General features: G+C 62.4%; 24 protein-coding genes. 15 read left to right on the top strand and 9 right to left on the bottom strand.

The features are described 5' to 3' along the window. Nucleotides 1-68: 68 nt before the first annotated feature. The gene (locus ACS7SF_RS20235) at nucleotides 69-362 is read right to left on the bottom strand and encodes a DUF1330 domain-containing protein (RefSeq protein WP_439893924.1); all 294 of its coding nucleotides are present in this window, start codon (nucleotides 360-362) and stop codon (nucleotides 69-71) included. 66 nt (nucleotides 363-428) lie between these two features. Here ACS7SF_RS20235 and ACS7SF_RS20230 point away from each other — a divergent pair, with 66 nt between their 5' ends. Next, nucleotides 429-887, top strand: coding sequence for a MarR family winged helix-turn-helix transcriptional regulator (locus ACS7SF_RS20230; protein ID WP_439893923.1), 459 nt, complete (start codon nucleotides 429-431; stop codon nucleotides 885-887). Nucleotides 888-992: 105 nt separating this feature from the next. On the opposite strand, the gene ACS7SF_RS20225 is transcribed toward ACS7SF_RS20230, so the two are convergent. Together ACS7SF_RS20225 and ACS7SF_RS20220 are read right to left on the bottom strand one after the other, a co-directional pair. Next, complete coding sequence (locus ACS7SF_RS20225) at nucleotides 993-1,319, bottom strand: EthD family reductase (protein ID WP_439893922.1); 327 nt, start codon at nucleotides 1,317-1,319, stop codon at nucleotides 993-995. 93 nt (nucleotides 1,320-1,412) lie between these two features. Further along, nucleotides 1,413-2,333 (bottom strand): LysR family transcriptional regulator, encoded by a 921-nt coding sequence (locus ACS7SF_RS20220; protein WP_439894437.1) that lies wholly within the window; start codon nucleotides 2,331-2,333, stop codon nucleotides 1,413-1,415. A gap of 81 nt (nucleotides 2,334-2,414) precedes the next feature. On the opposite strand from ACS7SF_RS20220, the gene ACS7SF_RS20215 reads away from it, so the two are divergent. The 7 genes from ACS7SF_RS20215 to ACS7SF_RS20185 all read left to right on the top strand — a co-directional run bounded on the left by ACS7SF_RS20215 (nucleotide 2,415) and on the right by ACS7SF_RS20185 (nucleotide 7,056). Beyond that, a complete protein-coding gene (locus ACS7SF_RS20215) occupies nucleotides 2,415-3,383 on the top strand; it encodes a ketopantoate reductase family protein (protein ID WP_439893921.1) in 969 nt (322 codons plus the stop codon). Next, entirely contained in the window at nucleotides 3,380-3,772 is a 393-nt protein-coding gene (locus ACS7SF_RS20210; RefSeq protein WP_439893920.1) for a VOC family protein, read from the top strand. Before ACS7SF_RS20215 ends, ACS7SF_RS20210 begins: the two co-directional genes overlap by 4 nt. Nucleotides 3,773-3,774: 2 nt before the next feature. Continuing rightward, nucleotides 3,775-4,233 (top strand): MaoC family dehydratase, encoded by a 459-nt coding sequence (locus ACS7SF_RS20205; RefSeq protein ID WP_439893919.1) that lies wholly within the window; start codon nucleotides 3,775-3,777, stop codon nucleotides 4,231-4,233. Then, nucleotides 4,233-5,453 carry a CaiB/BaiF CoA transferase family protein gene (locus tag ACS7SF_RS20200; RefSeq protein ID WP_426399894.1) on the top strand — a complete coding sequence of 407 codons (1,221 nt, stop codon included), beginning with the start codon at nucleotides 4,233-4,235 and terminating at the stop codon, nucleotides 5,451-5,453. The genes ACS7SF_RS20205 and ACS7SF_RS20200 overlap by 1 nt, the downstream gene beginning before the upstream one ends. Further along, nucleotides 5,453-6,286, top strand: a complete 834-nt coding sequence (aroE, locus tag ACS7SF_RS20195) for a shikimate dehydrogenase (protein ID WP_439894436.1) — start codon at nucleotides 5,453-5,455, stop codon at nucleotides 6,284-6,286. The genes ACS7SF_RS20200 and aroE overlap by 1 nt, the downstream gene beginning before the upstream one ends. 34 nt (nucleotides 6,287-6,320) lie before the next feature. Next, nucleotides 6,321-6,764 (top strand): type II 3-dehydroquinate dehydratase, encoded by a 444-nt coding sequence (gene aroQ / locus ACS7SF_RS20190; protein WP_439893918.1) that lies wholly within the window; start codon nucleotides 6,321-6,323, stop codon nucleotides 6,762-6,764. Nucleotides 6,765-6,867: 103 nt separating this feature from the next. After that, nucleotides 6,868-7,056, top strand: a complete 189-nt coding sequence (locus tag ACS7SF_RS20185; RefSeq protein WP_439893917.1) for a CsbD family protein — start codon at nucleotides 6,868-6,870, stop codon at nucleotides 7,054-7,056. Nucleotides 7,057-7,192: 136 nt separating this feature from the next. Here the strand turns inward: ACS7SF_RS20185 and ACS7SF_RS20180 are convergent, their stop codons facing one another. From ACS7SF_RS20180 to ACS7SF_RS20170, 3 genes are all read right to left on the bottom strand, one after another. Further along, complete coding sequence (locus ACS7SF_RS20180; protein ID WP_439893916.1) at nucleotides 7,193-7,405, bottom strand: hypothetical protein; 213 nt, start codon at nucleotides 7,403-7,405, stop codon at nucleotides 7,193-7,195. Nucleotides 7,406-7,474: 69 nt separating this feature from the next. Then, nucleotides 7,475-7,729 (bottom strand): translation initiation factor 1, encoded by a 255-nt coding sequence (locus tag ACS7SF_RS20175; protein ID WP_439893915.1) that lies wholly within the window; start codon nucleotides 7,727-7,729, stop codon nucleotides 7,475-7,477. A 76-nt stretch (nucleotides 7,730-7,805) separates the two neighbouring features. Continuing rightward, nucleotides 7,806-8,042, bottom strand: a complete 237-nt coding sequence (locus tag ACS7SF_RS20170; RefSeq protein ID WP_439893914.1) for an isochorismatase — start codon at nucleotides 8,040-8,042, stop codon at nucleotides 7,806-7,808. 622 nt (nucleotides 8,043-8,664) lie between these two features. On the opposite strand from ACS7SF_RS20170, the gene ACS7SF_RS20165 reads away from it, so the two are divergent. The 4 genes from ACS7SF_RS20165 (at nucleotide 8,665) to ACS7SF_RS20150 (ending at nucleotide 10,309) form a co-directional block, all read left to right on the top strand. Further along, a complete protein-coding gene (locus ACS7SF_RS20165) occupies nucleotides 8,665-8,868 on the top strand; it encodes a cold-shock protein (RefSeq protein WP_048933461.1) in 204 nt (67 codons plus the stop codon). Nucleotides 8,869-9,207: 339 nt separating this feature from the next. Next, nucleotides 9,208-9,534: a hypothetical protein gene (locus tag ACS7SF_RS20160; RefSeq protein ID WP_439893913.1), complete on the top strand. Its 327-nt coding sequence runs from the start codon at nucleotides 9,208-9,210 to the stop codon at nucleotides 9,532-9,534. Nucleotides 9,535-9,594: 60 nt separating this feature from the next. Continuing rightward, entirely contained in the window at nucleotides 9,595-9,879 is a 285-nt protein-coding gene (locus ACS7SF_RS20155) for a hypothetical protein (RefSeq protein ID WP_439893912.1), read from the top strand. Between the two features lie 61 nt (nucleotides 9,880-9,940). Beyond that, nucleotides 9,941-10,309 carry a hypothetical protein gene (locus tag ACS7SF_RS20150; protein ID WP_439893911.1) on the top strand — a complete coding sequence of 123 codons (369 nt, stop codon included), beginning with the start codon at nucleotides 9,941-9,943 and terminating at the stop codon, nucleotides 10,307-10,309. Nucleotides 10,310-10,414: 105 nt separating this feature from the next. Here ACS7SF_RS20150 and ACS7SF_RS20145 read toward each other — a convergent pair whose 3' ends face one another. Together ACS7SF_RS20145 and ACS7SF_RS20140 are read right to left on the bottom strand one after the other, a co-directional pair. Beyond that, complete coding sequence (locus ACS7SF_RS20145; protein ID WP_439893910.1) at nucleotides 10,415-10,984, bottom strand: YdeI/OmpD-associated family protein; 570 nt, start codon at nucleotides 10,982-10,984, stop codon at nucleotides 10,415-10,417. A gap of 49 nt (nucleotides 10,985-11,033) precedes the next feature. Next, on the bottom strand, nucleotides 11,034-11,459 hold the full coding sequence (locus ACS7SF_RS20140; RefSeq protein ID WP_439893909.1) for a lipocalin-like domain-containing protein: 426 nt from the start codon (nucleotides 11,457-11,459) through the stop codon (nucleotides 11,034-11,036). A gap of 231 nt (nucleotides 11,460-11,690) precedes the next feature. On the opposite strand from ACS7SF_RS20140, the gene ACS7SF_RS20135 reads away from it, so the two are divergent. The 3 genes from ACS7SF_RS20135 (at nucleotide 11,691) to ACS7SF_RS20125 (ending at nucleotide 13,850) form a co-directional block, all read left to right on the top strand. Further along, complete coding sequence (locus tag ACS7SF_RS20135) at nucleotides 11,691-12,089, top strand: hypothetical protein (RefSeq protein ID WP_439893908.1); 399 nt, start codon at nucleotides 11,691-11,693, stop codon at nucleotides 12,087-12,089. A gap of 146 nt (nucleotides 12,090-12,235) precedes the next feature. Beyond that, the gene (locus ACS7SF_RS20130) at nucleotides 12,236-13,156 is read left to right on the top strand and encodes a recombination-associated protein RdgC (RefSeq protein WP_439894435.1); all 921 of its coding nucleotides are present in this window, start codon (nucleotides 12,236-12,238) and stop codon (nucleotides 13,154-13,156) included. 124 nt (nucleotides 13,157-13,280) lie between these two features. Further along, nucleotides 13,281-13,850 (top strand): isochorismatase family cysteine hydrolase, encoded by a 570-nt coding sequence (locus ACS7SF_RS20125; RefSeq protein WP_439893907.1) that lies wholly within the window; start codon nucleotides 13,281-13,283, stop codon nucleotides 13,848-13,850. Nucleotides 13,851-13,868: 18 nt separating this feature from the next. Here ACS7SF_RS20125 and ACS7SF_RS20120 read toward each other — a convergent pair whose 3' ends face one another. Then, on the bottom strand, nucleotides 13,869-15,377 hold the full coding sequence (locus ACS7SF_RS20120; RefSeq protein ID WP_439893906.1) for a diguanylate cyclase: 1,509 nt from the start codon (nucleotides 15,375-15,377) through the stop codon (nucleotides 13,869-13,871). Nucleotides 15,378-15,575: the final 198 nt, after the last annotated feature.

The raw sequence follows: 15,575 nt of genomic DNA, 5'->3' as shown, positions 1-15,575 counted from the left end.
AACTGACCCGCCGCCTGAGCCGCGCAGGGCATGGGTACTAAAAACCGCTTTTGGCCCGGAAGCAGCCTTCATGATTGCGTTTCGACCACAAACATCCGCGCCTGCTGTGCCTCCTGGCGTGCGGCCTTAATGGGTGCATACCTCTCAGAGTTGTAGAAGGCGAGCGCCTGGGCGAGCGTCGGAAATTCGAACACGCCGGCCATGGGCAGCGGCTCGTCATCTCCCTCCAGGGTCTGCACAACAGGGCCGAAATGTACGATTCGCCCTCCCGCTTCTTGTAGCGCTGTTTGAAAGCGTGGAGCGAGCGCAGCCTGTTTGGCAGAGTCAATGACGCGTAGGTTGACGTGTACGTATGCTGGCATTGGGTGGTCCCGTAAATAATGCATATACAGTATTATCGGGTAGAGCGGTTGTCAAACGAGGTCGATGTGAAGGGTTTTGATCCAGAATCTTTGAAGAGCGTCGCAACGGAGTGTCCGGGCTTCCAGGCACGCGCAACGGCGCGGTCGCTCACCCGCTACTACAACGCCTGCTTTCGGCCACTCGGGATCACGGCGGAGCAATTCAGCCTCTTGGTCGGCATCGGTGAGGCGGACGGTACGTCGCTGGTCGAGCTTGCGGACAAGGCTGGGGTGGATCCGACGACCCTGAGCCGATCGGTTCAGAATCTTGAGGGCCAGGATCTGGTTTGCGCCACAGGTGGACGCGGCCGCGCTGGAAAGCGGCTAACCCTGACGACGTCGGGGCGTCGGCTCGTGTTGAAGGCGCTCCCCATATGGACTGTAGCGAAGGCGACGCTCGCCGCTCGAATGGGCGATGAAGCGCTGGAGATAGCAAGGCAAGCAATGGCGGAGCTTGCGAAGGCTGCGGAATCGGCCGAGGTCTAGGGCCTTGGTGGACAGGGGGCGAGCGTCTTGCGGGCATGTTCGCTCGCCAGTCTTCCGCGCTCGATCCGTCCGACAGCGTTTGGTTTGACTAGCGCGCCGACACGCTCAACGCTCCGACCGCTCAACCACGACCTCGCTGACCTGGACCACCGGCACGATGTCGGTGTAGTTGGCGATGTCGCCCAGGATCTCCGCGCGGTGCGGTTGGATGGCGGCCTCGTAGCCTTCGATCGAATCACAGATGAACGCGCACATCGCCACGAAGGCAGGCGGTTGGCCCGGCGCTCCGCCGGCCAGGCCCTTGTCAATGGTGTAGTACGCGCAGGCACTGCCCAGCCGTGCCTTCACCAGCGGCATGTGGCGGTCGCGGTAGTAGGCGTGGTCGAAGCGCGCGCCTTCGGTGTACGGGTACATCACGGTGACCTTGATCATGCGGTTCTCCTTGCCGTCGTTGGCGTGGGTGTCGCCGAGGGATGCTCGTGACTGCTGTCGATCATAACCGTCTTGCGTGCCCCAAACCTCCCGCTAGCGCGCTCCGCCAAACAATTGACTGACCACGCCGCGCAGCCAGCGGTTGCCCGCTTCATGGTGATACCGGGCATGCCAGTGCTGCCGTACGGCAAAGCCTTCCACCGGGAACGGGCACGCGCGCACGGCCAGGTCATTCGCCTGGGCGAGCGTTTCACCGATGTGGCGGGGCAGTGTGGTAATCAGGTCGGTCGTTTGGATAATCGCGCCGAGCCCTAAGAACCCCGGTAGTTCCAGCACGATCTGACGCTCGATGCGCTCGCGCGTCAGGGCCTGTTGGAGCAGCTGCGCCCCGGTGCCCGCCGTGACGGCGACGTGTCCCTCCGCGCTGTATTGCTTCACGCCAAACCGCGTGCGGATTCTCGGGTGGTGCCGGTTGGCGAGGCAGACCCAATCCTGCTCGTACAGCTGCTGCTGATAGATGCTGCCGCTCAGCCATGGCACGTAGCCGATCGCGAGGTCGGCTTCACCGGATTCCAGCGTGCGTTCCGTATTGCCATCGATTCTGGCGGCCTCCAAGCGGACACCAGGCGCCTGGGCGCGAACATGCGCCAGAAGACGTGGCAGCAGCGTGATATGGCTCGCGTCGGTCATGCAGATACGAAACCGCCGCTGCGCTGTCGCGGGGTCGAACGCAATCTCCCAGGCAGCAAAACGCCTGAGCGATTCGAGGATCTCCCGGCACGGCCCGATCAGTGCATCCGCCTGCGGCGTGGGGGCCATGCCGCCGGGCGTGCGGATGAAGAGTGGATCCCGTATGTAGTCCCGCAGTTGCCCGAGCCAGATGCTGACCGTCGGCTGACTTTGCCCGAGCTGCTCGGCAACACGGCTGACGTTGCGAACGTCGTACAGCAGGTCGAACAGTTGAAGCAGCTTCAGGTCAGGCAGGTCAGCAAGCGCTGCAGCATTATTGTCCATGGCAATAACGGTATTGTGATCATTGTATTGCCAGTATAAGGGCCGCCTCCTATCGTGCAACCACACGAGAAGGAGACGCCATTGAAGATTGCGATTCTGGGTGCCGGCGCACTGGGCTGCGCCATAGGGGCCACCCTCACTGAAGCCGGCCACGAGACCTGGCTGATTGTCCGCTCACCGGACCGCGTCAACGCCATGCGAAGCGAAGGCCTGCGGGTGGACGATGCCCAGGGCACACGACGCATCCAGGTGCGTGCGGCGACGCGTGCGGCAGAGGTTGGGGTCGCGGAGCTGGTGATCGTGCTGGTCAAATCATTCGAGACCGATGCCGCCATGCGCGGTGCGGTGGATCTGGTCGGCCCCGACACGCTGGTGCTGTCGCTGCAGAACGGCCTCGGGCACGAAGAGATCCTCGCCGACATCGTGGGCCGTGAACGCGTGCTGGCAGGCAAGACCTATGTTGGCGGGGTGATGCGGGGCCCCGCGCATATTCAATCGGGTGTGGTTGGCAAGGCCACCTACATCGGCGAACTGGATGGCCGTCTGACGCCGCGCGTGCAGGCTGTGGCGGAAGCCTTCAATGCCGCCGGGCTGGCGACCACGGTCACCGACAACATCGTCGGCACGATGTGGGACAAGCTGCTCGTCAACGTGGCCACCGGCGCGCTCACGGGCATCACGCGCTTGACCTACGGCCAGCTCTACGACGAGCCGTTGCTCAAGGCGACCTCGCTTGCGGCCGTGGCCGAGGCCATCGCAGCGGCACAGGCCGCGGGCGTGAAGCTCTCGATGACGGACCCCGAGCAGGCATGGACCCTGGCCGCCGAAGGCCTGCCAGCCGCTTTCAAGACCTCGATGCTGCAAAGCCTGGAGAAAGGGACGATCACCGAGGTCGATTTCATCAACGGTTCGGTTGTGCGTTGCGGACAGCGGTACGGTGTGCCGACGCCCGTCAATGCCACGCTGGTCGCTTGCATCAAGGGGATCGAGCGCAGCATGGCCGACCAACTGGCCGACCAACAACGACAGCACAAGGAGACCACCGCATGAGCACACCCAAGGCCTATGTGGAACACGTCGCCATCTGGGTGAAGGACATCCACTGGCACATTCGCTTCTTCGAAGACGTGCTCGGCATGACCCTGCGCGAGATCGACGGCATGCATGAAGCGCCCCGGCAGTACTGGACGCTCGGTGGCCTGCAGTTCATCCATGCCCCCGAGTTCGAAGGCCCCGAAGGCCGACTCGCCCACCTGGGTGTGATGTGCGAAGACCTCGAAGCAGCGCTGGCCTTGGCGCAAGACTTTGGCGTGACCGAAATGCCGCAGGGCCGCAACTGGCTGCGCTTGCCAGACGGTCTGGCGGTCGAACTCATCCAGGCCAAGCCTGCGTCGTGCGTGACGCAGGCCTTGGCAATCAACCCCCGTGCGCAGGCATGAACATGACCATCGTTGAGAAATACTGGGATGACGCCAGCGAGGGCGACACGTGCGTGAGCCCGAGCTACACGGTCACGAAGGAACGCATCCTCGCTTACGCCGACCTCACCGGCGACCACACACCCGTGCATGTCGACGAGGCCTACGCTAATGCCAGCCACTTCGGCTGCATCGTCGCGCATGGCTTGTTCGGCCTGTCGATTGCGGATGGCTTGAAGACACAGAGCGACTATCGCTTCCTGCCCGGCATGTCGCTCGGTTGGACGTGGGATTTCCTGCTGCCGATCAAGGTCAACGACGTCTTGCACGTGAAGTTCCGGGTGGGGGAGATGCGGGCGAGCAAGAGCCGGCCGGGTTGGGGCATCGTCGTGCTGCCCTCGGAGCTGATCAATCAAGATGGCCAGGTCGTGCAACGCGGTGAACACCGCCTGATGGTGCCGCGTCGGCCGGGAGCGTTCTGATGCAGGCGCGCCCACTCGAAGGTATTCGCGTTGTCGATTACAGCCACTTTCTCGCCGGCCCCTATGTCGGTCGATGCCTGGCTGCGCTCGGCGCCGAAGTGATCAAGGTCGAACGCCCCGGCACCGGCGATGCCGGCCGCCAGCACGCCACTGTGCTCGACGACGAGCAAAGCGGCTATTTCCTGCAGCTCAACATGGGCAAGCGCGGCGTGAGCGTCAACATGAAGGACCCGCGCGGCAAGGCGTTCATGCAGCGGCTGTGCGATTCCGCCGACGTGTTCATTGAGAACTACCGACCGGGTGCACTGGACAAGCTTGGGCTGGGCTACGCCGAGCTGTCGGCGCGCAATCCGGGCCTGGTCTATTGCTCCATCTCGGCCTACGGACATACCGGGCCGGATGCACATCGCGCTGGTTTCGGGCTGATTGCCGAAGCCAAGAGCGGCATCATGCAGATGGTCGGCACGCCGGGTGAACGGCCGCCGCTGCTGCGCATCTCGCTCGGTGACATGTACACGGGTATCCACGCCGTGGCCGCCATCAACGCCGCGCTGCTGGGGCGGGTGAAGAGCCAGCGAGGGCAGCACATCGACATGGCGTTGTACGACACGCTGGTGTCGATGCACGAATACGCGGTGCAGTGCTACACCCTGCAGGGCGTGCTGCCCGAGCAGACCGGGCACGACATGCCCACCTCGACCCTCTATGGTGTGTTCCGCGCGGCGGATGCGGATCTGGTGATTGCCGCGCAGGTCGACGATGCATGGAAGCGCTTCGCTGCGCTGGTCGAAGCGCATGGCGGGCCAGCGGGCTTCGGCGCCGACAAGCGGTTCCATGACAGCGTCGGCCGCAACGCGCACCGGGCGGAGATTCTGTCCGTGGTCGAGCCCTGGGTAGCAGCACGCCCCGTGGCATTGGTGCTGGAACTGCTGGATGGCATCGATGTGCCGTGCGCCAAGGTCCAGCGCATCGACGAGGTGCTGGCCGATCCGCAAATTCAAGCCCGCGGCATGGTGGTCGAGCAGCAGCATCCGCGCTATGGAACGTTGCGCCTGCCCAACCTGCCGTTCAAGTTTTCCGATTGCGATACGACCATCCGCGACGTCGCCCCTGATCTGGGCGAGCACAACGTTGAAGTCGCGCGCACGCTGGGTTTCGACCCTGACGAGATTCAGGCGATGCAGGCCGATGGCGTTCTTTACTCGAAGCGAGCCTCATGATGACTGACCACTATGCGGTGATCGGCAACCCGATCTCACACACCAAATCTCCGCTTATTCACGGTCTCTTTGCGCAGGCGGCGCAACAAGACATGCAGTACACGGCCATCGAAGGGCCGGTCGAGCCGGACACGGCGTTCGCCGATGTCGTGCGTACGTTCGCTGCCGGCGGCGGCAAGGGCATGAACGTCACGGCGCCGTTCAAGCTCAAGGCGTTTGCGATGGCCGACGAGCGCAGCGAGCGCGCCACGTTGGCGGGTGCCGCGAACGCACTGAAGTTCGAGGGTGGCCGCATCCTGGCCGAGAACTTCGACGGCATTGGGCTGGTGCGTGACATCGAGATCAACCTGGGGCTGCCGATGGCTGGCAAGCGCGTGCTGCTGCTGGGTGCCGGTGGTGCGGCGCGTGGCGCCTTGCTGCCGTTCCTGGCGGCGGGGCCGGCGCAGTTGGTCATCGCGAACCGCGACGTCGCCAAGGCGCAGGCACTGGCCGCGCAGGTTGCCGGGCGCGGCCCGATCGTCGCTTGCGGGTACGCCGACCTAGAGGCGATGGCGCGCTTTGACTTGGTCGTCAATGCCACGTCCGCCAGCCTCACAGGCGATCTGCCGCCCGTTCCACCGAGCATCTTCAGCCCCGAAGGGATGGCCTACGAACTGGCGTATGGCAAACGGCTGACGCCGTTTCTGCGGCTCGCGCGCAACGCGGGTGTGCGTAACATCGCAGACGGCGTCGGCATGCTGGTCGAACAGGCTGCGGAAGCGTTTGTCTGGTGGCGTGGCGTGCGTCCGGATACCCGCCCCGTGATCGATCGACTCACCGTTCCCCTCGACTGATCTGAACGGATCTGAACCCACCACAGAGGTTTGCATGAAGCGCATCCTGATGCTGCACGGCATCAATCACAACATGTTCGGTAAGCGTGACCCCGCGCAGTACGGGACCATCACGCTAGCCGAGATCGACAGCAAGTTGCAGGCCCTGGGCGGCGAGCTGGGCGTGCAAGTGGAATCGTTCCAGACCAACAGCGAAGGCGCGATGTGCGAACGCATTCATCGCGCCTTCGAGGAGGGCAAGGATGCTGTGCTGATCAATGCGGGAGCTTGGACGCACTACAGCTACGGCATCCGCGATGCGCTGGCGATTCTGACGTGCCCCGTCGTCGAACTGCATATGTCCAACATTCACGCGCGCGAACCGTTTCGGCATCACTCGGTGTTTGCCGACCTCGTCAGCGGGCAGATCTGCGGGTTCGGCGTGCAGAGCTACCTGCTGGCCTTGCGGGCGGCGGTTTCCGCGCTTGAGTCTGCGTAGCGAAGGCCCCAACATAAGACGGTCACCGGTAACGCAGCGCCCCTGGCACGCTCGCTGCTACCCACTCCCTGTGCGCAAGTGCGCATTTTCAAAGGACCAGACCATGAACAAGGATCAAGTGAAGGGTACTGTCGAGAAAATGAAGGGCAAGGCCAACGAGGCCCTAGGCAAAGTGACGAACAATCCCGCACGCGAGCTGAAGGGTGACCTTCAGCAGGCCGGCGGCCAAGCGCGCAAGGACGCGGGTGACGTCAAGGAAGCCGCGAAGGACATCGCGAAGAAGTCCCGCTAGCGGGGGTACCCACGGCAAGGAAAAGGGCGACCGAGTGGTCGCCCTTTTTTGTTTGTCCGCTCATGCGCGTGGGGTGTTCGGCAGCGTGGCAGACGGTCTCGCAAAACAGCAGCGGCGAGTGACGCGAGCCAGACGCTTACTGTTCCAGCGTCCACCCTGCGTTGGGCACGTTTTTCCCTTCGCGATAGGTCCAGTGCGCGCCGCAGGTGGTGCAAGTGAACGTGCTCACCGTGACGGCCGCAGTCTTGGAGGCTTTGATGCGCTGTGTGTCGGTGATTCTCAGGAGGGCATGGCCTGACGCACCAAGTCGACCGACTTCAATGGCAAGGCAGGGGCGGCAGAGTGTCATGCGAATTCCTCTCTTAAATAACGTGGACCCAATGTAACGCACGGGCATGCGTCCGTTGCATCTTTTGCCTCAGACGCCAAAGACGGGCGCGCCATATTTCAACAGCAATTGCTCGATCTGGCTCATGTCATGGGTGCGCGGTGTTCTGTCTTCCGTCACGCGTGACGGGCCGCCATACACGGCAGCCACATGCCTGCGCACCGTGAGCACATCGTCGGCCGGCGGTACGACGATGACAGCATCCCCCGGCTCATGCCGGTAGCTGCCATCTTTCCAGCCGTCGGGCGTGAGATGCAACTCTTCCCATTCATCGCTCACAGACATGGTGATTTCCTTCTCATTAACGTTGGGTTGGCCTGCTGCAGCAAGCGGAAAAGCCGCCACGGGCGGCCTGCGTGGTTCAGTTCTTGTGTTGGGTTGCCAGACGTGCGACGGCGGCGCTTCCTGCGCGCCTGGCTGCATGTCTTGCGCGTGCTTCCGTGCCGTGGACGTTGTGGCGCATCGAGACGTTGGCGAGGATGCGTTCCACGCCATCGCTGTACTCACTGATGAGGTAGGTGGCAAACCAGACGCCTGGTTCTTGCTCGATCGGGTACACGGACACCGTGTAGGGGGATGGGACTTGGACTGGGTTCAATCGACTGCTTGGTTTCGGGCGACGGCCAATGGCAGGCGTGGTGCGACTGGGCAAACCACTGCGTGCTGAGACGTACGCCACGATGGGTAAGGCCAATGCTGTTGTGCCATCCACATCGATGTGAGGCGCAAGCCATTGGCGGCGAGGTGACCGTACTTGCGTACGCAGGCGCGCCTAGTACATGCGCGTCGGATACGGAGCGGATAACCCGCCGGTCTGGTGGTGATGGGCTGCGTGGCCCAGGACGATTCGGGTGTACGCCCGACGGGGCCGGCGTTGTGTTGTCTTGTCTGGCTCGGCACCCGGCCCGATCCATTCGAGAAACGGGCAGAAGGTGGAGCATGGTAACAGCTTCTCGCAACCCCTGCGGCGAGGCACGCGCAACGTGAAGCGGGCAAGCAAAGCGCGGGCGCAACCACATTTGTGCGTTATTTCGAGGTGGACTGCTTTTTTTCGTTGACAAAACCTTGGGATGCCGGTAAAAAATGCGCCGCAGGCTTTTCAAGCAGTTACTCCGATGTTTTGGGCTGTCACACCAAGCGACACCTTTTTCTCTTTGTTCCTTCCTTGATTGTCATGCCTGGAGAGCATGGGCTCATCCAGAACATTTAAGGAATCCAACATGGAAACCGGTATCGTCAAGTGGTTCAACGACTCCAAGGGCTTCGGCTTCATCACCCCGGATGCAGGCGGCAACGATCTGTTCGCGCATTTCTCCGAGGTTCAAGGCAACGGCTTCAAGTCGCTTCAAGAAGGGCAGAAGGTTAGCTTTGTGTCCGGCGTAGGCCAAAAGGGCCCGGTCGCGACCAAGATTGCAGCAATCTGATCGCGCTCGCCCGCAGTAAAAAAAACCCCGCCACGCGGGGTTTTTTTTTGTCCCCCACATATGGGCCCGCGCCCGACATGGCGCAAACATCGTGTTTGGGGCTCCCGAAAGATAGTGACGTCGCCGTGCAGTTATAGGAGTACAGTGGGGCACCAACAATGGCGCGCCAAGTCTTGCATTTGTTGGTACGAAGCACGGTTATCCGCACTTGAGATCACAGCGCTCGGTGGCGCCTCCTCCGCTGGATCAAGCTCTGCACGCTGTCATCTTCGCCCGTTCCGCACACGAACGCCTGTCCGTTGATGCTTCGACTCGCGATGTAGGTCATGGAGATCCGTGATGCTCGACCTTGTCGCGTTCACCAAGCCGGTGCTCGATGAAATTACCGGGCAGGATGTGCGGACCTGGAGCGCCGGTCCGCATACGCTGGCAGCCAACTGGCAGGTACCCGAACTCGATAGCCGCATCTGGCGTGTGAGAACGCTCACGATTGCATTCACGCACGATGTCATGAATCAGTTGCTGCACGCGGATCAGCAAGACCTGTGTCAGCTGCAATGCATGCTGGACCGCGTTCTACGGGCGCGCCTGGGTATGCATGCTCAGACAGACCTGGGAGATCGGGCGCTCATGATTACCGTCGATGATCTGGGTGTGGATTCGTAACCACCCGCGCACCATCGATGCGTTGGGCTTCGATTGTGCCCCTACGAGTTGGAGTCATTCATGAATGCAAGCCCGTCAGCCACGTACAAGGGGTTCGACCTGTATCCGTCGGTGTATAGGACGGAGACGGTCCAGTCATGGCCGCGAAAGCGCCCCGACCGCACATTCAACGCGTCCGTAGTGATCTGCCGCGAAGGTCATCCACCTGGAACGGAGCATTCGCGCGTGTTCCGCGTGACGCTTGCCGCGTGGGAGAACGTCGGCACGGCGAGGCGGGGAGCGCTGAAGTTTGGCGAAGACGTCATCAATGGTCTGGTGGTGGGCGAATCGGTCGTGTCGCTGTAACGGGCGCGATGTTTCGCTGGCCCACAGCCCTTTTGGATATTGCGTTGGAGAGGAGTGTTGCATGCGTGACCAGCCCGAAGACAAGACGACCCATGCGTCCGACAAGAGGAGCTTTCTCTGTACGCTTCCGGGCGAGAAGAAAGGCATGGCGTATTCCATCACCGTTGGCTTTTGCAACGACGGGCACCCGAACTGTGCGCAATTCACCAGTTTCGTGGGGGAAGGAAGGCGGTCCTTCCGGGTGTTGGCGAGCGCCTCGGATGTCTTATCTGCCGCCACGCGTAACGTTGAGACCTTTTGCCGTTTGGCAGTGGGACAAGTCATTCGAGACAGCCTCTACGCAAATACGGTGCAGGGCGACCATACCCTGGATGCCTGCGTGCAGGCTTGGCAAGGGGATCTCAGACTTGCGGGATCACGTGGCGTATAACGGCCGCTTCGTTCGCACTTGGTGATCCGAGGGTAGTTCAATCGAGCAAGCGGGAAGACCGGACATTGAGGCCAACAGGCGGCTTGGCTGATTGCTCCTCGAATGCTAGGGGTGAAGCTTTTCACCCTTGTTCAGCATGTCAATGAACTGAGCGATCTTCCTTGCGCGTGTTTCGGCTTTCTTGACGTTCTGGATTCTGAAGAGAATGGCGTACCGGTTTTGGCTATTCAGGGTCGCGAAGCACTGCTTGGCCTTCGGGTTGGCGTTGAGAGCCTGCTGCAGATCATCGGGTACGGTCGATGTACTCGCAGAGGAATAGGCCGCCTCCCACCGCCCGTCGCGCTTGGCTTGGTCGATCGCACGAAGCCCTGTGGGGCGCATCCTTCCGGCGGAGATCAACGCTTCGGCTTTTGCCTTGTTGATCTTGGACCAGATACTTTTTGCGGTTCGCGGCGTAAATCGCTGCAGCCAGTAGTGCGCGTTCTCCGCCTGCTTTTGCCCGTCAATCCACCCGTAACATAGGGCGCTCTCCAGTGCCTGTGCGTATGAAAGCGTGGGTTGTTCGGCTGATCGCTTGGCAATGCGCAGCCAAACACCCGGCACGTCCTCTGCGTGGGCTTCGAGCCAGGCTTCCCAGGCTTCCTGGTCGGTGAACGTGAGGGTTGGGCTGTGCATGATGGTGGGCCGGAATGACGTGTTCGCGAACTGGGGTTTGCCGGGAACGCTACTCACGCTGGAAGCTCAGGACGCCTCTGCCTATCGGACTCCCCGCAACCAGCGGATTCGGCATCCACGCGGTACGGATTTCGAGCGCGTCCCTATCCAGCGTGTAGAAGCGCTCCTGCTCGGTGCCGTTCCAGGCTTCATTCCAGGAGGCGTCGATCGTGGTGATGAACCGATCGCCATCGATCCGATACCGCCCCGTATAGGCCATCACCGTGCGGAAAAGGGCGGCCAGTTTCTCGTCGGTGTTCCCGGGCTCCCGCGCGTTTGCGGTGACGAGCACCATCATTCGCCCGTCCTCGCCAAACATGAGCGCCCCCTTGGGATCCGCGCCCCACGGTTGCGTACGTTCCTTTGCGTTCTGAAGCTCGGTCTCAAAAGAGACCAGTCGCCAGCTTCCGTGGAGTTTTGTGTCGCGCTCAGACATCGTCAGCCCTCGTCATGGTGGATGCTGCGGTCGTGCCAGCCGCTGCTTGGCCCGCAAAGCCACTGTTCGCATGGTAGTCGGCCCGGATTGCTGCTGCATGCAGCCTTGTCGATCGCAAGTTCCGCTCAGAGAACGGAACAATGCGTTCCGTTTTTGTGCATTGCAATATCGAGTGGCGCCTCGTACCTTGAAGTGACCGTCACTTTGCTGACGACCCCAAGAAGGTATGCCATGAATACAACGCCTGATACAGCGCTCCCATCCGTCGATTCCAAGACCAATAACACCGTCTCCGCCCTCCAGCATGGGGATATCGTTGCTGCGTTTACCGCGCAGTCATCCCAGCGCATCGCGGTGCTGCACATGCTGTATCCGCACACCGACGCCCGCACGCACCGCAGTCTGGATAGCCTGGTTGAAGCGCTGCATCGCCATGGACTTCACGGCGTGGCCACGCTGGTGGAAAGCGAGGCCCGTTACCTCGTGTTCCAAGACCCTACCGAGGCCTGGCGCGCGCTGCACGAGATTCGCCATGACTCGCTGGCCGTTGGCGTGCATCTCTACTACCGCGGCCTGATGGGCGGCGCTGCGGAAGCTGCGTTGGATGTGGATGCGCATCTGTTGCAGTGAACGCCTAACAGCCGCAGTCCGGCTGAGCAAAGCGCGACAAAACGCTCGGCGCGCCGGGAAAAATGCCCCAAACGCCGAGCAGCATCTCCACCATTGGGAGGAGGGCGCCGCGATCCTTTAGAATCGCGCTCTTTGCCCGTACTCCCATGTGGTTCAAGAATCTTCAGGTTCATCGTCTTCCGGCACCGTGGGCCGTTACCCCTGATCAGCTTGAAAAATGGCTGGCGCCCCACGCGTTTCAACCGGGCAACAGCGTCGAAAAGCAGACCGCCGGATGGGCATCGCCGCGTGACGATGGCGCGCTGGTGTATTCCACCAATCGGCAGATGTTGCTCACGTTCCGCGCTGAAAAGAAGCTCTTGCCGGCATCGGTCATCAACCAGGTGACCAAAGCCCGCGCGCAGGAGCTGGAGGAGCAGCAAGGCTTCAAGCCCGGGCGCAAACAGCTGCGCGAACTCAAGGAGCAGGTGACCGACGAGTTGCTGCCGCGCGCGTTCAGTATTCGCCGTGACACCCGGGTGTGGATCGACCCCGTCAACGGCTGGCTCGTCATCGACGCCGCTTCGCAGACGCTGGCGGACGACGTTCGTGGCCTGCTCGTCAAATCGGTCGACCAGTTGCCGCTCGTCAGCGTGCGCGTGGCGCATTCGCCGGTGGCCGCGATGACGGAGTGGCTGCTCTCCGGAGAGGCGCCGGGCGGGTTCACTGTCGACCAGGACGCCGAGCTGCGTTCAACCGGTGAAGGCGGCGCCACGGTGCGATACGTCGGCCACGCTTTGGAGGCGGAAGACATGCGCCGGCATATCGAAGCCGGCAAGCAATGCATGCGCCTGGCGATGACGTGGGATGACCGCGTCTCCTTCGTGCTGACGCCGTCGCTCACGATCAAGCGCATCACGCCGCTCGACGTGATCAAGGAAGCCGAAGACCCCACCGCGCAAAACGACGACGAACGCTTCGAGTCCGATTTCGCCTTGATGACGGGGGAATTGGGGCGGATGCTGGCGGATCTGGTCGAGATTCTGGGCGGCGATCAGCAAGACGCGGTGCTTCAGGCCGCGGCCTGAACGCGGTTGGCCGGGCCCTGACAAAGGGCGTCAGTTTCCTGGAGCGGGCCGGCTGTAGGCGGAATTCAATCGCATTGTTTTTCGCCTAGCCTTGTGACGTCGCCGGCCATTCACGCACACCGCCATGCACATCCCTAGCATCCTCCCGTCCAAAACCGCGCTTTTGGTCATGCATTATCAGACCGACATCACGGGGTTGTTTCCGTCGGTCACCCCGGCGTTGCTGGCCAATACGCGCCAGTTGTGTGATGCGGCGCGGGCCAAGGGGGTGCACGTGTATTTCGCGCAGTTTCACTTCAGCCCCGGCTATCCCGAAGTCAGCCCGTTGAACAAGAACGGGCAGGGCGTGAAGCAACTGGGTTTGTTCGTGCACGACCGCATTTCCCCGGAACTCGAGCGGCGGCCGGATGAGCCGCTCATCCTCGCGCATCGCGCCAGCGTGTTCTTCGGGACGGATCTTGGCGTGCGGCTGTCCGCCCAGGGTGTCGACACGCTCATCATGGTGGGCATTGCGTCGACGGGCGTGATGCTGTCCTCCGTTGCGCATGCGAGCGATGCGGACTACCGCATCTTTACCGTCAAGGATTGCTGCTACGACCCCGACGAGGTCGTGCACGCGCATCTGTTTGCCACGGCGTTTGAATCTCGCACGACGGTGCTGTCACTGGATGCCGCGCTGACGTTGCTGGCGTAGCGCCGGCCGCATCGGCGATCAGGGCTGCGCTTCCACCGGAGCGCACGCCACGCGGTTTCTACCGCTGCGCTTGGCTTCGTACAGCGCGACATCCGCGGCTTTGGTCAAGGCCTCGAGTGATGGGAAGCTCGACCGCCGCGCCGTGGCGCAACCCACGCTCACCGTGAACGGTGCCAAGGGTTGATGGCCGTCTGTTGGGCAGGAGCCTTCGACTTCTGCGCGGATGCCTTCGGCGATCTGCATGGCGCCCGCTTCGTCGGTGTCGGGCAGCACGAGCACAAACTCTTCTCCGCCGTATCGCGCTGCCAAGTCACCACGCCGGCGCACGTGCTTGTTGATGCAGTTGGCGAGATGCTGGAGCGCGGTGTCGCCCAGTGCATGGCCGTACGCGTCGTTGTACCGCTTGAAGTTGTCGGCATCCACAAACAGCACGGAAAGACAACTGCCGTTGCGCTGCAGGCGGTCCCACTCGTTGTCGAGCGCGGTGTCGAGGGCGCGGCGGTTCTTCAGCCCGGTAAGCGCGTCGATCTGGGTGAGCTCTCGCAGATGGTGCTCCGCCTTGACACGCCCACGCAGGGCAAACGCGAGGAGCCACACGCCGCCGCAGAAGGCCAGGCTCACCAGCAGTGACGACAGCCCGACCACCCACGCCAGCCGCGTCCACGAGGCCAGCGCATCGGACATGGCAGGCGCCACCACGGCGATGAACGGCGTGCCCGGCACGCGCTGGAACGTGTACTGCCGCAGCAGGCCGTCGCTGGCAGACGGCGCGACATAGACGCCGGACTCCTGATTCACCATGCGCGGAAACGTCAGCGATTTGCTGTAGTTCAACGAGCGCGCTTTATTCGACGGTGGGTTTCGGGCGACGAGCGAGCCGTCGGTACGGACAATGGCCGTTACGCCGTGCGGGCCCACATCCAGCTTCGACAGCAGTTGCTGGAAGTACTCCAGGTCGATCGCGACCAGCGCAGTGCCGCCGAAAGAGCCATCCGGCCGGTTGATCCGTCGGCTGAGCGCAATGGCTTCGATGCCGCCGCGTGATCGCGCACGATAGACGTTAGATACGTACAAGCCAACGTTTGCGGAGTCGCGCTGGGCGATGAAATAGTCGCGGTCGCTGAAATCCCAGTGGTGTGTGGCGGAGCAGCAGCCGTCGATGAGCATGCCTTTGTCGTCGGTCACACCCATGCCGGTCAGGTACTGGGTGGAGGTTCGGTTAAACAACAGGTCATGTCGCACGTCGGGGGGCAGAGCGCGGATGCTGGGCCTGTCCAGCGCGGCAACCAGTGTGAGCAGGGACTGGTCGGCCGACTCCACCGTGCGGGAGATGTGGCTCGACAGAACCGCGGCCACGTTCTTCGACATGCCGTGGGCGTGTTCGATGGCGGTTTCGCGATCGGCCCACAGGGTCAGCGCGCTGATGGACAGCACCACCAGCGTCAGTAGCGTGCCCAGCGCACCGACGATAAAAGGGTGATGACCGGCCAGCGTTGTGAGCCTTTGGGCGAAGGGGCGAAGGGGCATGTTGGGGCGGCAGGTCGGCAGATGCCGTGCGTCTATCTTTTGGGGCTGAGTGCGGGCCGATTCGAAGCATTATTCGCCCAGGCAGCGAGCGCACAGCCCTTCTGCCGGAAAGCGACAGTACGGTTATCGGCAGGATTTGAAAAAACTACAGCCCGGCTGGACGCCCGGTGGGGGCTGTGATGGCGGGCTGTTGACGGG

The sequence above is a fragment of the Ralstonia sp. 25C genome (assembly GCF_051904805.1).
GTDB lineage: Bacteria > Pseudomonadota > Gammaproteobacteria > Burkholderiales > Burkholderiaceae > Ralstonia.
This window is presented reverse-complemented; position numbering and strand designations above follow the sequence as displayed.

Excerpts from the sequence above, each read along its gene's own strand:
- ACS7SF_RS20160 (WP_439893913.1), top strand. The coding sequence starts at position 9,208 with ATGCTCGACCTTGTCGCGTTCACCAAGCCGGTGCTCGATGAAATTACC.
- ACS7SF_RS20165 (WP_048933461.1), top strand. The coding sequence starts at position 8,665 with ATGGAAACCGGTATCGTCAAGTGGTTCAACGACTCCAAGGGCTTCGGC.
- ACS7SF_RS20140 (WP_439893909.1), bottom strand. The coding sequence starts at position 11,459 with ATGTCTGAGCGCGACACAAAACTCCACGGAAGCTGGCGACTGGTCTCT.
- ACS7SF_RS20155 (WP_439893912.1), top strand. The coding sequence starts at position 9,595 with ATGAATGCAAGCCCGTCAGCCACGTACAAGGGGTTCGACCTGTATCCG.
- ACS7SF_RS20145 (WP_439893910.1), bottom strand. The coding sequence starts at position 10,984 with ATGCACAGCCCAACCCTCACGTTCACCGACCAGGAAGCCTGGGAAGCC.
- ACS7SF_RS20210 (WP_439893920.1), top strand. The coding sequence starts at position 3,380 with ATGAGCACACCCAAGGCCTATGTGGAACACGTCGCCATCTGGGTGAAG.
- ACS7SF_RS20120 (WP_439893906.1), bottom strand. The coding sequence starts at position 15,377 with ATGCCCCTTCGCCCCTTCGCCCAAAGGCTCACAACGCTGGCCGGTCAT.
- ACS7SF_RS20150 (WP_439893911.1), top strand. The coding sequence starts at position 9,941 with ATGCGTGACCAGCCCGAAGACAAGACGACCCATGCGTCCGACAAGAGG.
- ACS7SF_RS20185 (WP_439893917.1), top strand. The coding sequence starts at position 6,868 with ATGAACAAGGATCAAGTGAAGGGTACTGTCGAGAAAATGAAGGGCAAG.
- aroQ (WP_439893918.1), top strand. The coding sequence starts at position 6,321 with ATGAAGCGCATCCTGATGCTGCACGGCATCAATCACAACATGTTCGGT.
- ACS7SF_RS20130 (WP_439894435.1), top strand. The coding sequence starts at position 12,236 with ATGTGGTTCAAGAATCTTCAGGTTCATCGTCTTCCGGCACCGTGGGCC.
- ACS7SF_RS20135 (WP_439893908.1), top strand. The coding sequence starts at position 11,691 with ATGAATACAACGCCTGATACAGCGCTCCCATCCGTCGATTCCAAGACC.
- ACS7SF_RS20235 (WP_439893924.1), bottom strand. The coding sequence starts at position 362 with ATGCCAGCATACGTACACGTCAACCTACGCGTCATTGACTCTGCCAAA.
- ACS7SF_RS20175 (WP_439893915.1), bottom strand. The coding sequence starts at position 7,729 with ATGTCTGTGAGCGATGAATGGGAAGAGTTGCATCTCACGCCCGACGGC.
- ACS7SF_RS20125 (WP_439893907.1), top strand. The coding sequence starts at position 13,281 with ATGCACATCCCTAGCATCCTCCCGTCCAAAACCGCGCTTTTGGTCATG.
- ACS7SF_RS20180 (WP_439893916.1), bottom strand. The coding sequence starts at position 7,405 with ATGACACTCTGCCGCCCCTGCCTTGCCATTGAAGTCGGTCGACTTGGT.
- ACS7SF_RS20225 (WP_439893922.1), bottom strand. The coding sequence starts at position 1,319 with ATGATCAAGGTCACCGTGATGTACCCGTACACCGAAGGCGCGCGCTTC.
- ACS7SF_RS20200 (WP_426399894.1), top strand. The coding sequence starts at position 4,233 with ATGCAGGCGCGCCCACTCGAAGGTATTCGCGTTGTCGATTACAGCCAC.
- ACS7SF_RS20220 (WP_439894437.1), bottom strand. The coding sequence starts at position 2,333 with ATGGACAATAATGCTGCAGCGCTTGCTGACCTGCCTGACCTGAAGCTG.
- aroE (WP_439894436.1), top strand. The coding sequence starts at position 5,453 with ATGACTGACCACTATGCGGTGATCGGCAACCCGATCTCACACACCAAA.
- ACS7SF_RS20205 (WP_439893919.1), top strand. The coding sequence starts at position 3,775 with ATGACCATCGTTGAGAAATACTGGGATGACGCCAGCGAGGGCGACACG.